A 15,767-nucleotide genomic window follows, 5' to 3' on the forward strand; every position below is an offset into this window, starting at 1 on the left:
CTTGTCAGTTCTGCGCGGGGGCGGGCGGGGGGACGGGGCCGGCTGCCCCACGGTCGGCGAGCTCGGCGGCGGCGCCGAGGTACGAGAGCGCGCCACTGGAGTTCGGGTCGTACGTCATCACGGTCTGGCCGTGGCTGGGCGCCTCGGAGATGCGCACGGACCGCGGCACGGTGTTGCGCAGGACCTGCTCGGGGAAGTGGGTGCGGACCTCGTCGGCCACCTGGGCCGAAAGCCTCGTCCGACCGTCATACATGGTGAGCAGGATGGTCGACACGTGCAGCGTGGGGTTCAGGTGGTTGCGGATCAGCTCGATGTTCTTGAGCAGCTGGGAGAGACCCTCGAGCGCGTAGTACTCGCACTGGATCGGGATGAAGACCTCTTGGGCCGCGACGAAGGCGTTGACCGTGAGCAGACCGAGGCTGGGCGGGCAGTCGATGAGGACGTAGTCCGGCGTGGGACGGTCCGACGACTCCGCCTGCAGGAGGTAGGCGGTGATGGCGCGCTGGAGACGGGTCTCTCGCGCCACGAGCGAGACCAGCTCGATCTCGGCACCCGCCAGGTCGATCGTGGCGGGTGCGCACCACAGGCCCGGGATGTCGGGGCACTCCTGCACCACGTCCATCATCGGCGTTCCTTCGACGAGCACGTCGTAGATGCTCGGGACCTCTGCGTGGTGGTCGATGCCCAGCGCGGTGCTGGCATTGCCCTGCGGGTCGATGTCGATGACCAGCACCGTGAGCCCGGCCTGCGCCAGGGCAGCCGCGACGTTGACCGTCGTGGTCGTCTTGCCGACCCCGCCCTTCTGGTTCGCGACGGTGAGCACGCGGGTGGTCGGCGGTTTCGGGAAGACCCGCCCCGTCAGGGCGATCCGCTTGCGGGCGTCCTCGGCGACAGCGCGCGCCAGCGGGGTGTCGTGGTCCCCGTGCGGCAGGGACGAGGCGAGCTCTTCCCGCTGCTCTGTTTCACGTGAAACGACGGCCGCCAGGGCGTCCTCGGCCGCGGCCGAGTCCCCCACGTGCGACGGCGTGGGCCCACCGGCGACTGGCGACTCCGACGCGGACCCGGTTTCACGTGAAACCGGCGCGGTCGCGACGGGCGACGAATCGGCTGCCGTACCCGCAGGGACAGGACCTGTCGCCCCGACATCCTTGACATCAGCCGGGGTCGCGTCGTCTGTTTCACGTGAAACAGGAGCGTCAACTGCGTCGCTGGTCTGGCTCTCGACGGCTTGCTCCTGCTCGTCGGAGACGTTGGGCCAACCCACAGCGGTGCTGGGGCCCGCCTGACGTCCGGGCCATCCCAGACCCCGGTTCAGCTGCAGCGCTGCTGTCGTCACGCGGTCACCTCGTTGGCCATGGGCATCATCCAACCCTACGTGGGGGTGGCCTCACAAACGCGCTCGATCCCGCCGCACCACGCGGGTCCTCGTCCGGTCTGACCGCTTGGTCCCGTTGCGTCCAGCGCGGGCTCAGGCGTCGCGTCGGGAGGCTGTTCCCGGCCGCGTCGCCTTCTTGGCGCGACGAGCCTCCGCCTTGGTCGCCGGGCGGGGCTTCACGACGAGCTCCAACGTGACCGTGGGGACCTCCAGCAGGTCGCCTCCGTAGCGCTGCACCTGCGATCCCACCATGCCGAGCTTGCGGAGCAGGGGTGCGGCCGCCTCCAGCTCGTCGTCGGCGCTGCTGCCCTTCAGGGCGACGAGCGTTCCACCGGCAGCCAGGAGGGGGAACGTCCACCGGGCCAGCTTGTCGATCCTGGCCACCGCTCGAGCCGTGGCCCATTCGACGGACAGCACTCCGTGGAACTCCTCGGCCCGGCCCCGGTGGACCGTGCAGTTGGTCAGACCGAGCGCCTCGATGGTGTCGGACAGCCAGGTCGTGCGGCGCAGCATGGGTTCGACGAGGTGCAGGTGCAGGTCAGGGCGCGCGATGGCCAGCGCCAGGCCGGGGAGCCCGGCCCCGGATCCCACGTCCACGATCGCCGCGCCCTCAGGGAAGGCCTCGTGCACCACGGCGCAGTTGAGGATGTGCCGCTCCCACAGGATCGGGACCTCACGGGGACCGATGAGGCCGTGCGACACCCCGGTGTCGGCCAGGATCGCGGCGAACGCCTCGGCCACGGCGAGGCGGTCCCCGAAGACCACCGCGGCCGCCGCGGGTGCAGCGGGCGCGATGAGCGGAGCCTCGGCGGCGTCTCTGGGGGCGGGCTGGTCGCTCATGTCACCTCGGGGTCGAATCGATCGGGCTGCGCCGACCAGCGTAGGGGCCGGGTCCGGCGAGGGGAAAATGCGCGACGGGCGCAGGTCCGGTGTCCCGGTCCTGCGCCCGTCGGGCGGCGCCTTATCGGCACTGTTTCACGTGAAACCGCGTCAGCCCGGCAGCACGACGACGAAACGGCGAGGCTCGACCCCGTCCGACTCCGACACCAGGCCGGCTGCGAGCACCTCGTCGTGGACCACCTTGCGCTCGAACGCGGTCATCGGCTCCAGCGACGCCTGCTGGCCCGACGCCTTGACGTCGGCGATGGCCTTCTGGGCGATGGTCACCAGCGCCGCTCGTCGCTCGGCACGGTGGCCGGCCACGTCGAGCATGAGGCGGCTGCGCTCACCGGTCGCGGACTGCACCGCGAGCCGAGTGAGCTCCTGCAGCGCGTCGAGGACCTTGCCGTCCGGTCCGACGAGGCGGCGGGGCACCCGCCCTTCGTCCGAGTCGACGATGGAGACGGCAGCACGGTCTCCATCGACGTCCACGTCGATGTCGCCGTCGAGGTCGGCGATGTCCAGCAGGGTCTCGAGGAAGTCGGCTGCCACCTCGCCCTCCCGCTCGAGGTCGGCGGTCTTGGCGGGGCGACGACGGGAGGTCGAGCCGGAGGCTCCTGCGTCCTGGGCACCGGTCGCGTCGGTGGCATCGTCGGAGTCGGGGTCGGCCTCGGTCTCTGTCTCGGTCTCGGAGGCTTCCGAGTGCGCGCTGACGGTGTCCGTCTCGGCGGCGTGCGCGTCGGTGGCGTCACCCGCGGGGGTCGCGTCGGTGCTCGCTGCGACCTCGGTCTGGCCGGCCTGGCTGGTCTCGTCGACGACGGTGTCGTGGTGCTCGGTCATGGTCATCGCTCTCAGTTGTCGGTCTGCGGCTTGGATTCCTGCACGGGCGAGCTCGCGGTGGCCGGCTTCGGCTTGCCTGCGGCACTCGTCTTCTTCTTCTTGTTCCGGCTCGGCTGCTGCCGCTGGCCGGACGCCTTGGGAGCCTCTTCCTCGGGCTTGTCGAGTCCCTTGACCCGGAACTCCTCGACCGGCTTGCCGCGCTTGGCCCGACGCTCCTGCATGGCCTTCTCCGCCGGCGAACCCGGGGCGGGCATCTTGCGGATGACGTAGAACTGCTGGCACATCGACCACACGTTGGTGGTGAGCCAGTAGAGCAGGACACCGATGGGGAAGTTGACGCCGGAGATGGCGAAGAACAACGGCATCAGGTAGAGCAGCATCTTCTGCTGCTTGGCGAAGGGGTTGTCCAGCGCTGAGGCCGGCATGTTCTTCATCATCAGCTGACGCTGGGTGGTGAACGTGGAGGCCGACATCAGCACGATGAGCACGATGGTGACGATCTGCGTGGTCAGGCTGTCCGCACCGATGAACTTGTCGGAGAGCTGGGCACCGAAGAGCGTCGACTGCTCCGCCTGACCGGCCAGGGTGCGGCTGATCGGACCGATCGGCTGGGTCTCGCCCGAGGCGATCTTCTGCAGGCCGTTGAGGACACGGAACAGGCCGAAGAAGAACGGGGACTGCAGCAGGATCGGCAGGCACGAGCTGAACGGGTTGGTCCCGGTCCGCTTGTACAGGTCCATCGTCTCCTGCGTCATCGCCTGACGGGAGTCCGGGTCGGTCTTGCCCTTGTACTTGGCCTGGATCTTCTGCATCTCGGGCTGGATGAGCTGCATCCGCCGGGAGGCGTGGATCTGCTTGACGAACAGCGGGATCATCGCCGCCCGCATGACCACCACGAGGCCGATGATCGACAGCACCCACGCCGCGCCCGAGTCCGGCGGCATCCCGATCGTGTCGAACAGGCTGTGCCAGCCGTACAGGATCCACGCGACGATCCATTCGAACGGGTAGATCAGATCACTGAAGCTCATGGTGTCCTCAATCTGGTGGTGGGCCGTCGGGCTGACGTCCCACCAGTGGTTCCGACCATGCAGTGCGTATGACGCGTGGCCGGCAGGTCTGGTGCCCTACCGCTGGGCTGCGGGCTGGGCGGGTCGTGCTGACTGGGCTGGCACATGGTCGACACCCCCGGCGGTCCAGGGATGACACCTGCCCAACCGCTTCAGGGCGAGCCAGGTTCCCTTGACGGGACCGAATCGCTGGAGGGCGGTGACTGCGTAGGCCGAGCAGGAGGGGTAGTACCGGCACGTCGGGGGCCGCATCGGGGAGACGAACCGCTGGTAGAGCACGATCAGGCCGATCAGCGGAGTCGTGACGACCTTGCCGACGGACCTCATCGCCGACCCGACCCCACCCGAGCGAGGACCTTCGGCAGGACCCGGTCCAGCTCGGCCCCGAGCTGCGCCGAATTCGCCTGCGCCGCAGCGGGATTCGCCCGAACGACGAGGTCCGTACCGGCCGGGACGTCGCTGAGACGGGCCGCCATCAGCGCCCGCAGCCGACGCTTGGTCCGGTTGCGCACCACTGCGCCACCGACGGCCTTGGAGACGACAAAACCGACCCGCGGCGGTTGTCCCGCGCGCGCGTCGGTCTGTCCTGCATGGACCACGATGAGCGTGGAGCCTGCTCGGGCTCCCCTGGGGCCCCTGAGCGCTGCCGAGAACTCCGAGCTCGTGCGGAGCCGGTGCCCTGCGGGCAGCACAGGGACTGCCTCAGGCGGAGAGCTCGGAGCGGCCCTTGGCGCGACGAGCCGACAGGATGGCGCGACCCGCACGGGTGCGCATCCGCAGGCGGAAGCCGTGGGTCTTGGCCCGGCGACGGTTGTTCGGCTGGAAAGTACGCTTGCTCACGAGGTTTCTCCGTTACTGGTCAGGCCCGGTTGGCCTGCTGAGTGCTGGTGGGCGGCACGCGGCCGCAATCGGAAACCCGCGCCGCGACCGGCTCCTGGAAGAGAGCGACCACGGGGTGTCACGGGCATGCGAAAACGGCCGACAGGCCTGCTCCAAGGTACGCGAGCGTGAACGGCAGGGTCAAACCAGCCCGTCGGCGGGCGGCACACGGGACGTACCACCCGCTTTAACACCGCCGGGGGCGACGTCCACGCGGACACGCCGAGGCTCTGCCCCGAATTTGCCCGGGACAGGCAAATTTTCCGGAGTGTGGCTTGCTCCGCGGGGGCTGATGTTGTTAGCGTCCGTCCTCGTCCCGGTCCTTGCCCACAGGTTGTGGATAACCATGTGGATGAGGCACAGTGTGGACCGGACACCATGACCCTGCGACAGGGCAGCAACGCGGACACCGTCGAAAGGGATGTGGGACCTGTGAGCGAGGCCGATCTGGACTTTGCTCAGATCTGGCAGAACACCATCGCCTCCCTCGACGCCGACGGTCTGCCCGTCCGCGAACGCGCGTTCCTCGCACTGGCCCGGCTCTCGGGCCTGCTCGACGGGACCGCCCTGGTCAAGGTGCCGAACGACTACACCAAGGACGTCGTCGAGCAGCGGGTCCGCGACGCGGTGACCCGTGCGCTGTCCTCCCAGCTCGGCACGCAGGTGCAGCTCGCGGTCACCGTCGACCCCTCGCTCGACGAGGACCACTACGTCGAGGACACCGTCGGGTTGCCCGACCAGCGTGGTGAGCAGCGCGGCGGTACCGCCCCCTACGGCGGGTACGGCGAGGCCCCGGCGAACTTCCGCGACGCGGGATACGGCGAGAGCCCGCGGGAGGTCGGCCACCTCGAGAACAACGGCTGGGCCCCGAGCCAGCGTGAGCCGCAGCACCAGCCCGCGCACCGGGTCGACCCCGACGAGCGGCCGGACCCCTCGGGCGAGCAGGCCGCCCAGGCCCCCGGACCGGCTCCCGCGCAGCGGCGTCCCCGCGACGAGGTCCCGAGCATCACCGACGAGTCGGCGACCCGGCTCAACCCCAAGTACACCTTCGACACCTTCGTCATCGGGGCAAGCAACCGGTTCGCCCACGCGGCAGCGGTCGCCGTCGCCGAGGCGCCGGCCAAGGCGTACAACCCGCTGTTCGTCTACGGCGAGTCCGGGCTGGGCAAGACCCACCTGCTGCACGCGATCGGGCACTACGCGCGCAACCTCTACCCGCACGTAAAGGTGCGCTACGTGAACTCCGAGGAGTTCACCAACGACTTCATCAACAGCATCCGCGACGACAAGGCGAGCAACTTCCAGCGCCGCTACCGCGACGTCGACGTGCTGCTCATCGACGACATCCAGTTCCTGCAGGGCAAGGTGCAGACGCAGGAGGAGTTCTTCCACACCTTCAACACCCTGCACAACGCCAACAAGCAGGTCGTCATCACCAGCGACCTGCCCCCCAAGCTGCTGAGCGGCTTCGAGGAGCGGATGCGCAGCCGGTTCGAGTGGGGCCTGCTCACCGACGTCCAGCCGCCCGACCTCGAGACCCGCATCGCCATCCTGCGCAAGAAGGCCATCCAGGAGCGGATGAGCGCCCCCGACGAGGTGCTCGAGTTCATCGCGAGCCGGATCTCGACGAACATCCGCGAGCTCGAGGGCGCCCTGATCCGCGTCACCGCGTTCGCCAGCCTCAACCGGCAGAGCGTCGACATGGGCCTGGCCGAGATCGTGCTCAAGGACCTCATCCCCAACGAGCAGGGGTCGCAGATCACGAGCGCGACGATCATGGCCCAGACAGCAGCCTACTTCGGGCTCACCATCGAGGACCTGTGCGGAACGTCCCGCTCGCGGGTGCTCGTGACGGCCCGCCAGATCGCGATGTACCTCTGCCGCGAGCTGACGGACCTGTCCCTGCCGAAGATCGGCCAGCAGTTCGGCGGCCGCGACCACACCACGGTCATGCACGCCGACAAGAAGATCCGCCAGCTCATGGCCGAACGCCGGGCGATCTACAACCAGGTCACCGAGCTGACCAACCGGATCAAGCAGCAGTCTCGCTGATCCCGTTCCCGGCGGCGCCGGGAACAGCAGCAGGGTCCTGCACGAAGGCCACCGTGTCGGCGAGGGTCTGCTCCCACGGCGTGGGCGCCATACCGAAGACGCGCTCGGTCTCGGAGGAGTCGAGCACGAACGGGCGGTCGAACTGGTGCCGGGTCTCGGCCAGCTCGCGCAGGAACGGCACCACGAGCCCCATCCCCTTCACCACGGGAGCCGGTATGGCGCGCACGGCCGGCGTCCTGCGCCCCACCAGGGCCGCGACCTCACCTGCGACCTGACGCATCGAGCGGGCCGGTGCGCTGGGGACGTGCCACGCCCGTCCCCAGGCCCGGTCGTCCTGGGCGAGCAGCGCGGCGAGCCGGCCGGTGTCACGGACGTCGGTCCAGGTGTGGGCTGCGTCGGGGTCACCCACGAGCAGCCACACCGGCCGTCGACGGACCACCGGGGTGACGACCAGCTCCTGGAGCATGCTCATCCGCCCGCCGATGCCCGGCCCGGTGTAGTCGCAGGCCCGCAGCTCGGTGACGCGGACCCGGCCCGCGGCCTGGGCGGCGAGGGCGTCCTCCCACATCCGCACGCGCAGCGCACCCTTGTGCCCGTTGGGCACGAGCGGGGTCTGCTCGGTCATCGGCCCGTCGACCCGGCCGTAGCCGTAGAGGTTCCCGACGATGACCAGCCCGGCACCCGTGCGCTCGGCCGCGCTGAGCAGGGACGCCGCCAGCGGGGGCCAGTCGCGGTCCCACGTCGAGTAGTCCGGCGGGTTGAGGGCGTTGACCAGGGCATCCGCCCCGCGGGTCAGCTCGGTGACCCGGTCAGCATCCGTCGCGTCGGCGGCGACCGGCTCGACCCCGTGGAGGTGTGCACCCCGCCCGGACCGCGACACCAGCCTCACCTCGTGCCCTGCCGCCACCAGCTCACGGGCCGTGTTCTGCCCGACCGCCCCTGCCCCCATCACCACGTACCTCGCCATGACCACCAGCTCCTTGATCCTCAAATGTGAGCACTGCTCTCTGTTTCTCGAAGTAGACACCCGGGAACGGCGCCCCGTCAAGAGCACTGCTCACATTCGTGACACCTGCTCACTGAACTGGCAGGATGGGCAGGTGCCCACCGATGACGCCACCCGCACCGGGTCCGCCCCCATGGGGATCCGTGCCCGCAACCGCGCCGCGATGGAGGAGGAGATCCTCGAAGCCGGCCGACGCCACCTCGCCCGGGACGGCGCGGCCGCCCTGTCGCTGCGGGCCGTCGCGCGGGACCTGGGCATGGTGTCCTCGGCGCTCTACCGGTACGTCGCCAACCGGGACGACCTGCTCACGCTGCTCATCGTCGCCGCGTACACCTCGCTCGGCGACGCGGTCGAAGAGGCGCACGGCGCCATACCGGACGACGACCTCGGCGGACGCTGGGACGCGATCGCGCACGGCCTGCGCACCTGGGCACTGGCCCACCCGCACGAGTACGCCCTCGTGTACGGCTCGCCGGTGCCGGACTACGACGCCCCCTCGGAGCGCACGACCGAACCCGGCACCCGGGTGCAGCTGCTCCTCGTCCGGCTGCTCGCGGACGCCACCCGATCCGGGCAGCTGGCGACGGGCGAGGACGGAGGGGAGGCCACGGACCTGGCCGAACGAGCAGTCGGAACCATGGTGCGCAGCGAGTTCTTCGAGGGCAGCGGGGTCGACGCGCGCACGCTCGTGACCGGCCTCGCCGCCTGGTCCCTGGTCATGGGAACGCTGTCGACCGAGCTGTTCGAGCAGCTCGGGGCGGACACGGTCACCGACAAGGACGCCTACTTCGCCTCGATGGTGACGATCGCGCGCCGTCTCGTCCTGTCGTCCTGAACCCCCGTCATCCACGGCTTGTCCTCAGGCTGTCCCCAGTTGTCCACAGCACTCTCCACAGCTGTGCGTGCTCGTTCATCCTCCCGACACGTGACGCCACCCGGCAGTGCCGGAGCACGGGCCCGCCGCCCTTGAGCACGGGAAAGCAGACAATCCCGGCCAAGTCCCCGTGGTCCACACCTGTGGACAAGTCTGTGGGTATGTGTGGCGGCCCCCTGTCTCTCATCCGTTCGGCTGATCCTTCTGCACACCGGTGGACAACCTGTGGACAACCGGTGCACGACACACCGCGGAGCTGGGGACAGCCCGGGAGTGTCGTGTGGAGACGCTGTGGGCGCGGGATCGGCCTCCACAGCCCGGACCCATCGGTCCGGCGCGGCGTCCACGCGGTGTGCACAGGGGATCGGCCCCCTGACCTGCGCCGACGCGCCCCGTCCACAGAGTGCACACCCCCTACAACGATGACGAGATCCCTCAACTCAGAGATCCAGCCCCGAGTACCAATCCTGCCCCCGACCTCGTGCAGATCACACGAAAGGCGAATCCTCCATCCGGGTTGGCCGACCGCAGCGCGAGCACTAGGGTCAGTGCGCAATCACATTCGTGGTGTTTAGGCGGCGGGGCCGCACGTGAAGGGCAGGTAGCGACGGTGAAGTTCCGGGTCGAACGTGAGGTCCTCGCCGACGCCGTGACCTGGGTGGCCCGAGGGCTCCCCGCCCGTCCCCCGGTCCCGGTCCTGGCCGGGGTCCTCCTCGAGGCGAACGACGAGGGCACCCTCACGTTGTCGGCCTTCGACTACGAGGTCTCCGCCAAGATCACCGTCGCCGCGGACGTCGCGGAGAGCGGCACCGTCCTCGTGCTGGGCCGGTTGCTCGCCGACATCTCGCGCAACCTGCCGACCAAGCCGGTCGACGTCGCCACCGAGGGCAACAAGGTCGCGGTGACCTGCGGTTCGTCGCGCTTCAGCCTGATGCAGATGCCGGCCGACGACTACCCGACCCTGCCCACCTCCCCCACCGCCAGCGGCCACATCGACGGCAAGGTCTTCACCGAGGCCGTCGGCCAGGTCGCCATCGCTGCCGACCGCGGCGACACGCTGCCGATCCTCACCGGCGTCCGCGTCGAGATCGACGGCGACAAGATGACGCTGCTCGCCACCGACCGCTACCGGTTGGCCATGCGTGAGCTGACCTGGAACCCCGAGGCCACCGACGCCCAGCACCTCGCGCTGGTGCCGGCCCGCACGCTGTCCGAGACGGCCAAGGCGCTCGGTGCCTCCGGCTCGATCGAGGTGGCGCTCGGTTCGTCCGCCGGGGGCGACGGGCTGGTGGGCTTCGAGGCCGGCCAGCGCCGGACGACCACCCGCCTGCTGGACGGCGAGTACCCCAAGGTGACGTCGATCTTCCCCTCCAGCGTCGACACCGAGGCGGTCATCAAGACCTCCGACCTCGTCGAGGCCGTCAAGCGCGTGGCCCTGGTCGCCGAGCGCAACACCCCCGTCCGGCTGCGGTTCACCGACGGCCAGGTCGCCATCGAGGCCGGCACCGGTGACGACGCCCAGGCCTCCGAGGCGGTCGAGTCGACGCTGACCGGTCCCGAGATCGAGATCGCGTTCAACCCGCAGTTCCTGCTCGACGGCCTCGGCGCCGTCGGCACCGAGTTCTCCCGGTTGTCGTTCACCCAGCCGTCGCGCCCGGCGGTGCTCTCGGGCCAGGACGAGCTGGACGGCGAGGCCGACACGTCGTACCGGTACGTCCTCATGCCCGTCCGCTTCGCGAGCTGAGCTCACCCGGGCGTAGCCTGACCTACGCGCACGGCGCGGTATGCCGTGCGCCACGGAGGTCCTCCCTCGCGGACCCCGCCCCCACACGAAAGGCGTCGTCACATGCAGCTCGGTCTGATCGGCCTCGGCAAGATGGGCGGCAACATGCGCGAGCGCATCCGCCGCGCGGGCCACGAGGTGGTCGGCTTCGACCACAACCCTGCTGTCTCCGACGTGAAGACGCTGGCGGCCCTGGTCAAGAAGCTCGACGCCCCCCGCACCGTGTGGGTGATGGTCCCGGCCGGCGAGCCGACCAGGGAGACCGTCGTCAAGCTCGGTGACCTGCTCGACAAGGGCGACATGGTCATCGACGGTGGCAACAGCCGCTTCACCGACGACTTCGAGAACGAGAAGCTGCTCAAGTCCAAGGGCATCGGCTACGTCGACTGCGGTGTCAGTGGTGGCATCTGGGGCCTGGAGAACGGCTACGGCCTCATGGTCGGCGGCACCGCGGCCAACGTGAAGAAGGCCATGCCGATCTTCGACGCGCTGCGCCCCGAGGGCCCGCGCGAAGAGGGCTTCGTCCACGCCGGCAAGGTCGGCGCCGGGCACTACACGAAGATGGTCCACAACGGCATCGAGTACGGCCTGATGGCCGCCTATGCCGAGGGCTACGAGCTGCTCGAGGCCAAGGACATCGTCACCGACGTCCCCGGTGCCTTCAAGGCCTGGACCCGCGGGACGGTCGTCCGCTCCTGGCTGCTCGACCTGCTCGTCGACGCGCTGGAGAAGAACCCGCACCTCGAGGACGTCTCCGGGTACACCGTCGACTCGGGCGAGGGTCGCTGGACCGTCGAGGAGGCCATCGCCAACTCGGTGCCCATGCCCGTCATCTCGGCGTCGTTGTTCTCGCGGTTCGCCTCGCGCCAGCAGGAGTCGCCGACGATGCAGGCCGTCGCCGCGCTGCGTGGCGGGTTCGGTGGCCACCAGGTCATGTCCGTCGCCGAGGGCGAGAAGCTGCGCGCCGACGGTGCTCCCAAGCACGAGAAGGCCGTCGCCGCCAAGGCTGCCGCCCACGAGAAGCCCACCAAGAGCGCGGCCAAGGCTGCTGCCAAGGGCCGCAAGGCCGCGGCCGCGGGCCCGTCGTCCGGCACCGGCGCGACCAGCCCGACCCGCAAGCGCGCAGCGAAGAAGTCGAGCTGACCCACCCCCGGGGTATGGCGCCTGTCGGCGGACCCGTCCGCCCGTCCGTCGAGCACCTGATCGGTCGATCGTGCACGTCCGCCACCTGACCGTCTCCGACTTCCGCAGCTACGTCACGGCCGAGCTGCCGCTCGAGCCCGGGGTGACGACGCTGGTCGGCCTCAACGGCCAGGGCAAGACGAACCTGGTCGAGGCGATCGGCTACCTCGCGACCCTGTCGAGCCACCGGGTGGCGACCGACCAGCCGCTCGTGCGGTTCGGGGCGGAGCAGGCCGTCATCCGGGGTGCCGTCGTGCGGGACGGTCGGGAGACCATGGTCGAGCTCGAGCTCAACCCGGGGCGAGCCAACCGGGCCCGCCTCGGCCGCTCCCCGGCAGGGCGGCCGCGCGACGTGCTCGGCACCCTGCGGACCGTGCTCTTCGCGCCGGAGGACCTGGCCCTGGTCAAGGGCGACCCGAGCGAGCGGCGCAAGTTCCTCGACGACCTGCTCGTGGCCCGGCAGCCACGCTGGGCCAGCGTCCGCGCCGACTACGACAAGATCCTCAAGCAGCGCAACGCCCTGCTGAAGTCGGCCGCCCCGGTGCTGCGCCGAGGACAGCGTCGGCCGCCGCCGCGGCCCACCGACGAACCCGTCGAGGACGCGCGCGCCTCGGCGCTGCACACCCTCGACATCTGGAACGAGCACCTCGCAACCGTCGGGTCGCAGCTGCTGTACGCCCGGCTGCGCCTGCTGCGCGACCTCGGCCCCTACCTCACGAAGGCCTACGACGAGGTGAGCGCCGGCCAGTCCGACGCCCGCGTCTCCTACAAGAGCTCCCTGCGGGAGGCCGCCTCCGCGTCCCTCGCGGCGGGCGAGGTGCCCGAGATCGACCAGCTCCGCACCGAGATCCTCGAGACCCTGGGCGAGCTGCGTGAGCGCGAGGTCGAACGCGGCATGTCCCTGGCCGGCCCGCACCGGGACGACCTGGTCCTGTCCCTCGGCGAGCTCCCCGCCAAGGGCTACGCCAGCCACGGCGAGAGCTGGTCGTTCGCGCTGGGACTGAAGCTGGCGGCATACCAGCTGCTGCGGCACGACCTCGGCGACGACCCGGTCCTCATCCTCGACGACGTGTTCGCCGAGCTGGACTCCGGCCGCCGCGAGCGGCTGGCCGCGATGGTGGCCGACTGCGAGCAGGTGCTCATCACCGCGGCCGTGGACGCCGACGTGCCGAGCACGTTGACCGGCCGGACGTATGCCGTGAGGCTGGGTGAGGTGAGCCTGCGTGAGTGAGGACCCCGGCGAGGACCTCCCCGAGCCCCTGCTGCAGACCTCGGCCGCAGGCGACACGGACGCGGCTCCGTCAGAGCCTGCCCAGCCCGGCCTGCCCACCGAGCCCAGCGAGCCCACAGCTTCCGGTGAGGCGGCGGGGTCGGTCGAGGACGCGGCGAGTGCCGCCCTCCAGCGCGCGCGGGCAGCCGCCCGGGACAAGGGACTTCGGCCGGGGCTCAAGCCGATGCGCCGACGCCAGCCCGGGGTCCCCAGCAGGACGCCGCGCGACGGTCGCGACCCCCTGCTGCTCGGCGACCAGATGGACCGGCTGCTGTCCGACCGCGGCTGGAAGGTCGACGTCGCGGTGGGTTCGGTCATGGGCCGGTGGCCGCAGATCGTCGGGGAGGAGGTCGCCCAGCACTGCGTGCCCGTGACGTTCGAGCTGGGGGTGCTCACCGTCCGGGCCGACTCCACCGCCTGGACGACGCAGCTCAAGCTGCTCGAGTCGGCGATCATGGGCCGGCTCGAGGGGGAGGTCGGCAAGGGCACGGTCGCGGCGCTGAAGATCGTCGGTCCGAGCGCACCCTCGTGGTCCAAGGGTCCCCGGCGCAGCACCGGGCCCGGGCCCCGCGACACCTATGGCTGAGGCCGCCGGGCAGGTCGCCCGGGCCGTGCCTGCCTAGGATCGAGCCATGACGGCCGCCGCTGACCGCACTGCCACCGACGGCTCGGGATCGAGGCCGGACCCGCGCTCCCTGACCCGGGCGCACTTCGACCACGTGGTCGCGGCGACGACCCGGTGGTCCGACAACGACATGTACGGCCACCTCAACAACGCCGTCCACTACGAGCTGTTCGACTCCGCCATCAACGGCTGGCTGATCGCGGGTGCCCGGATCGACGTGATGGCGCTGCCCGAGCTCGGGGTCGTCGCCGAGTCCGGCTGCCGGTACTTCCGTGAGCTGGAGTACCCCCGACCCCTCGATGTCGGCGTGCGGGTCGAGCGGATGGGGCGCAGCAGCATCACCTACGCCCTGGGCCTGTTCGACGCCGGGTCGGACGAGCTGGCAGCCCTGGGGCACTGGGTCCACGTGTACATCGACCGCACGACCCGCTCGAGCGTCCCCATCCCGGCCGTGGTGCGCGACCTGCTCGACGACGCAGTCCTGGCGCGGGCGTGAGGATCACCGGTGCGGTCCTCGAGGAGGTCGGCCGGGCCGGCCCCTGGGCGCAGACCCGGCCCCTGACGGTCGGAGAGCTCGACCTCGACGGACCGGGCCCGGGCGAGGTGCTGGTGCGGATGGAGGCCGCGGGGGTCTGCCACTCCGACCTGTCCGTCGTCGACGGCAACCGGTCCCGCCCCGTCCCGATGCTGCTCGGTCACGAGGGGGCGGGACGAGTCGTCACGGTCGGGGCCGGTGTGGACGACCTGGTCGTGGGGCAGCGCGTGGTCATGACGTTCCTGCCCCGGTGCGGGGCGTGCCCGGGGTGCGCGACCGGTGGCCGGATGCCGTGCGGTCCCGGTTCGGTGAGCAACGGCACCGGTGAGCTGCTGGGTGGCGGGCGTCGCCTCTCGCGCGACGGCGCCCCGGTGCACCACCACCTCGGGGTCTCCGCGTTCGCCACCCACGCCGTCGTCGACACCCGCTCCGTGGTGCCGGTCGAGGACGACGTCCCGCCCGACGTCGCCGCGGTGCTGGGCTGCGCCGTGCTCACCGGCGGGGGTGCGCTGCTCAACGCCGCGCCCCCCGAGCCCGGGCAGTCCGTCCTCGTGGTCGGCCTGGGCGGGGTCGGTATGGCGGCCCTGCTCACCGCCGTGGCCCTCGGCGCCGGCGAGGTCATCGCCGTCGACGGGGTCGCGGCCAAGCGCGCCCAGGCCCTCGACCTGGGGGCGACCCGCGTGCTCGACCCGGCGGAGCTGGGGGCAGGAGACGTCCGCGGCGACGTGGTGGTGGAGGCAGCCGGGAACGCGAGGGCGTTCGAGGCGGCGCTGGCTGCGACCTCCCCGGGGGGCCGCACCGTCACCGTGGGGCTGCCCCACCCCGACGCCCGGGCCAGCATCTCGCCGCTGCAGCTCGTCGCCGAGGCCCGGACCGTCATCGGCAGCTACCTGGGCTCGGCCGTCCCCCGCCGCGACATCCCGGTGTTCGCCCAGTGGTGGCGCGAGGGACGGCTGCCCGTGGAAGCGCTCGTCTCCTCGACCATCGAGCTGGACCAGGTGAACGAGGCGATGGACGAGCTTGCGGCGGCACGCGCCGTACGGCAGGTCATCCGGTTCTGAACCGGCACGGCGGTTCGGCGTGTGTCAGCACGACGACACCCGCTCCGTCTGCCGGGCCACGGAGCGGCCAGCCGTTCGGGGCGAGGGTGGAGCCACCCGGAAGCGCCGGGGCCCGGACACCCAGGAGATCGTGATGCGAAGCCAACGTCACCTCGACACCGCGCACCACCACCCCGTCGTGAGCAAGGCCCGAGGCAGCTGGACCTGGACGTGCGAGTGCGGGGGCGCCCACTGCCGCACCGACCTGAACCGGCTGAGCTGGCGCCGCGTCGTCGTGGAGGCCCTCGCACACTCGACGACCATCGCCGCCTGAACCCGTCCCCGAGGGCGGACGGC

Annotated in this window: 17 protein-coding genes; 9 read left to right on the forward strand and 8 right to left on the reverse strand. The window is 70.8% G+C overall.

The window, feature by feature from the left end; genetic code table 11:
* Positions 1 to 4 precede the first annotated feature (4 nt).
* The 7 genes from ASC58_RS12235 to rpmH all read right to left on the reverse strand — a co-directional run bounded on the left by ASC58_RS12235 (position 5) and on the right by rpmH (position 5,004).
* Positions 5 to 1,015 (reverse strand): ParA family protein, encoded by a 1,011-nt coding sequence (locus tag ASC58_RS12235; RefSeq protein WP_304438396.1) that lies wholly within the window; start codon positions 1,013 to 1,015, stop codon positions 5 to 7.
* Positions 1,016 to 1,468: 453 nt separating this feature from the next.
* The gene (gene rsmG / locus ASC58_RS12240; RefSeq protein WP_056919471.1) at positions 1,469 to 2,215 is read right to left on the reverse strand and encodes a 16S rRNA (guanine(527)-N(7))-methyltransferase RsmG; all 747 of its coding nucleotides are present in this window, start codon (positions 2,213 to 2,215) and stop codon (positions 1,469 to 1,471) included.
* A 150-nt stretch (positions 2,216 to 2,365) separates the two neighbouring features.
* Complete coding sequence (locus ASC58_RS21645) at positions 2,366 to 3,094, reverse strand: R3H domain-containing nucleic acid-binding protein (protein WP_235529211.1); 729 nt, start codon at positions 3,092 to 3,094, stop codon at positions 2,366 to 2,368.
* An 11-nt stretch (positions 3,095 to 3,105) separates the two neighbouring features.
* Entirely contained in the window at positions 3,106 to 4,125 is a 1,020-nt protein-coding gene (gene yidC, locus ASC58_RS12250) for a membrane protein insertase YidC (RefSeq protein WP_056919472.1), read from the reverse strand.
* Positions 4,126 to 4,221: 96 nt separating this feature from the next.
* On the reverse strand, positions 4,222 to 4,491 hold the full coding sequence (gene yidD, locus ASC58_RS12255) for a membrane protein insertion efficiency factor YidD (protein WP_056916087.1): 270 nt from the start codon (positions 4,489 to 4,491) through the stop codon (positions 4,222 to 4,224).
* Positions 4,488 to 4,928: a ribonuclease P protein component gene (rnpA, locus tag ASC58_RS12260; RefSeq protein ID WP_369796224.1), complete on the reverse strand. Its 441-nt coding sequence runs from the start codon at positions 4,926 to 4,928 to the stop codon at positions 4,488 to 4,490. Before rnpA ends, yidD begins: the two co-directional genes overlap by 4 nt.
* The gene (rpmH, locus tag ASC58_RS12265) at positions 4,867 to 5,004 is read right to left on the reverse strand and encodes a 50S ribosomal protein L34 (protein WP_056882794.1); all 138 of its coding nucleotides are present in this window, start codon (positions 5,002 to 5,004) and stop codon (positions 4,867 to 4,869) included. Before rpmH ends, rnpA begins: the two co-directional genes overlap by 62 nt.
* Positions 5,005 to 5,475: 471 nt before the next feature.
* On the opposite strand from rpmH, the gene dnaA reads away from it, so the two are divergent.
* On the forward strand, positions 5,476 to 7,095 hold the full coding sequence (gene dnaA, locus ASC58_RS12270) for a chromosomal replication initiator protein DnaA (protein ID WP_056919473.1): 1,620 nt from the start codon (positions 5,476 to 5,478) through the stop codon (positions 7,093 to 7,095).
* Here the strand turns inward: dnaA and ASC58_RS12275 are convergent.
* Positions 7,076 to 8,062 carry an NAD-dependent epimerase/dehydratase family protein gene (locus ASC58_RS12275; protein WP_056919571.1) on the reverse strand — a complete coding sequence of 329 codons (987 nt, stop codon included), beginning with the start codon at positions 8,060 to 8,062 and terminating at the stop codon, positions 7,076 to 7,078. The genes dnaA and ASC58_RS12275 overlap by 20 nt on opposite strands.
* 133 nt (positions 8,063 to 8,195) lie before the next feature.
* Between ASC58_RS12275 and ASC58_RS12280 the strand changes: the two genes are divergently transcribed.
* The 8 genes from ASC58_RS12280 to ASC58_RS21030 all read left to right on the forward strand — a co-directional run bounded on the left by ASC58_RS12280 (position 8,196) and on the right by ASC58_RS21030 (position 15,744).
* A complete protein-coding gene (locus ASC58_RS12280; protein ID WP_235529212.1) occupies positions 8,196 to 8,936 on the forward strand; it encodes a TetR/AcrR family transcriptional regulator in 741 nt (246 codons plus the stop codon).
* A 649-nt stretch (positions 8,937 to 9,585) separates the two neighbouring features.
* A complete protein-coding gene (gene dnaN / locus ASC58_RS12285; protein ID WP_056919474.1) occupies positions 9,586 to 10,719 on the forward strand; it encodes a DNA polymerase III subunit beta in 1,134 nt (377 codons plus the stop codon).
* 102 nt (positions 10,720 to 10,821) lie between these two features.
* Entirely contained in the window at positions 10,822 to 11,901 is a 1,080-nt protein-coding gene (gnd, locus tag ASC58_RS12290) for a phosphogluconate dehydrogenase (NAD(+)-dependent, decarboxylating) (protein WP_056919475.1), read from the forward strand.
* A 70-nt stretch (positions 11,902 to 11,971) separates the two neighbouring features.
* A complete protein-coding gene (recF, locus tag ASC58_RS12295; RefSeq protein ID WP_056919476.1) occupies positions 11,972 to 13,171 on the forward strand; it encodes a DNA replication/repair protein RecF in 1,200 nt (399 codons plus the stop codon).
* On the forward strand, positions 13,164 to 13,796 hold the full coding sequence (locus ASC58_RS21025) for a DUF721 domain-containing protein (RefSeq protein ID WP_369796225.1): 633 nt from the start codon (positions 13,164 to 13,166) through the stop codon (positions 13,794 to 13,796). Before recF ends, ASC58_RS21025 begins: the two co-directional genes overlap by 8 nt.
* 46 nt (positions 13,797 to 13,842) lie before the next feature.
* Positions 13,843 to 14,331 carry a thioesterase family protein gene (locus ASC58_RS12305; RefSeq protein WP_082553240.1) on the forward strand — a complete coding sequence of 163 codons (489 nt, stop codon included), beginning with the start codon at positions 13,843 to 13,845 and terminating at the stop codon, positions 14,329 to 14,331.
* Entirely contained in the window at positions 14,328 to 15,431 is a 1,104-nt protein-coding gene (locus ASC58_RS12310; RefSeq protein WP_056919477.1) for an alcohol dehydrogenase catalytic domain-containing protein, read from the forward strand. The genes ASC58_RS12305 and ASC58_RS12310 overlap by 4 nt, the downstream gene beginning before the upstream one ends.
* 133 nt (positions 15,432 to 15,564) lie before the next feature.
* On the forward strand, positions 15,565 to 15,744 hold the full coding sequence (locus tag ASC58_RS21030; protein WP_157598476.1) for a hypothetical protein: 180 nt from the start codon (positions 15,565 to 15,567) through the stop codon (positions 15,742 to 15,744).
* Positions 15,745 to 15,767: the final 23 nt, after the last annotated feature.

The organism is Phycicoccus sp. Root101 (genome assembly GCF_001426245.1).
In the GTDB taxonomy this organism is placed as follows: domain Bacteria; phylum Actinomycetota; class Actinomycetes; order Actinomycetales; family Dermatophilaceae; genus Pedococcus.

What these genes read in the sequence shown, in the direction of transcription:
- rsmG (WP_056919471.1), bottom strand. Translation starts at nt 2,215, where the DNA reads ATGAGCGACCAGCCCGCCCCCAGAGACGCCGCCGAGGCTCCGCTCATC.
- ASC58_RS21645 (WP_235529211.1), bottom strand. Translation starts at nt 3,094, where the DNA reads ATGACCGAGCACCACGACACCGTCGTCGACGAGACCAGCCAGGCCGGC.
- yidC (WP_056919472.1), bottom strand. Translation starts at nt 4,125, where the DNA reads ATGAGCTTCAGTGATCTGATCTACCCGTTCGAATGGATCGTCGCGTGG.
- yidD (WP_056916087.1), bottom strand. Translation starts at nt 4,491, where the DNA reads ATGAGGTCCGTCGGCAAGGTCGTCACGACTCCGCTGATCGGCCTGATC.
- ASC58_RS12275 (WP_056919571.1), bottom strand. Translation starts at nt 8,062, where the DNA reads ATGGCGAGGTACGTGGTGATGGGGGCAGGGGCGGTCGGGCAGAACACG.
- gnd (WP_056919475.1), top strand. Translation starts at nt 10,822, where the DNA reads ATGCAGCTCGGTCTGATCGGCCTCGGCAAGATGGGCGGCAACATGCGC.
- ASC58_RS12305 (WP_082553240.1), top strand. Translation starts at nt 13,843, where the DNA reads ATGACGGCCGCCGCTGACCGCACTGCCACCGACGGCTCGGGATCGAGG.
- ASC58_RS21030 (WP_157598476.1), top strand. Translation starts at nt 15,565, where the DNA reads ATGCGAAGCCAACGTCACCTCGACACCGCGCACCACCACCCCGTCGTG.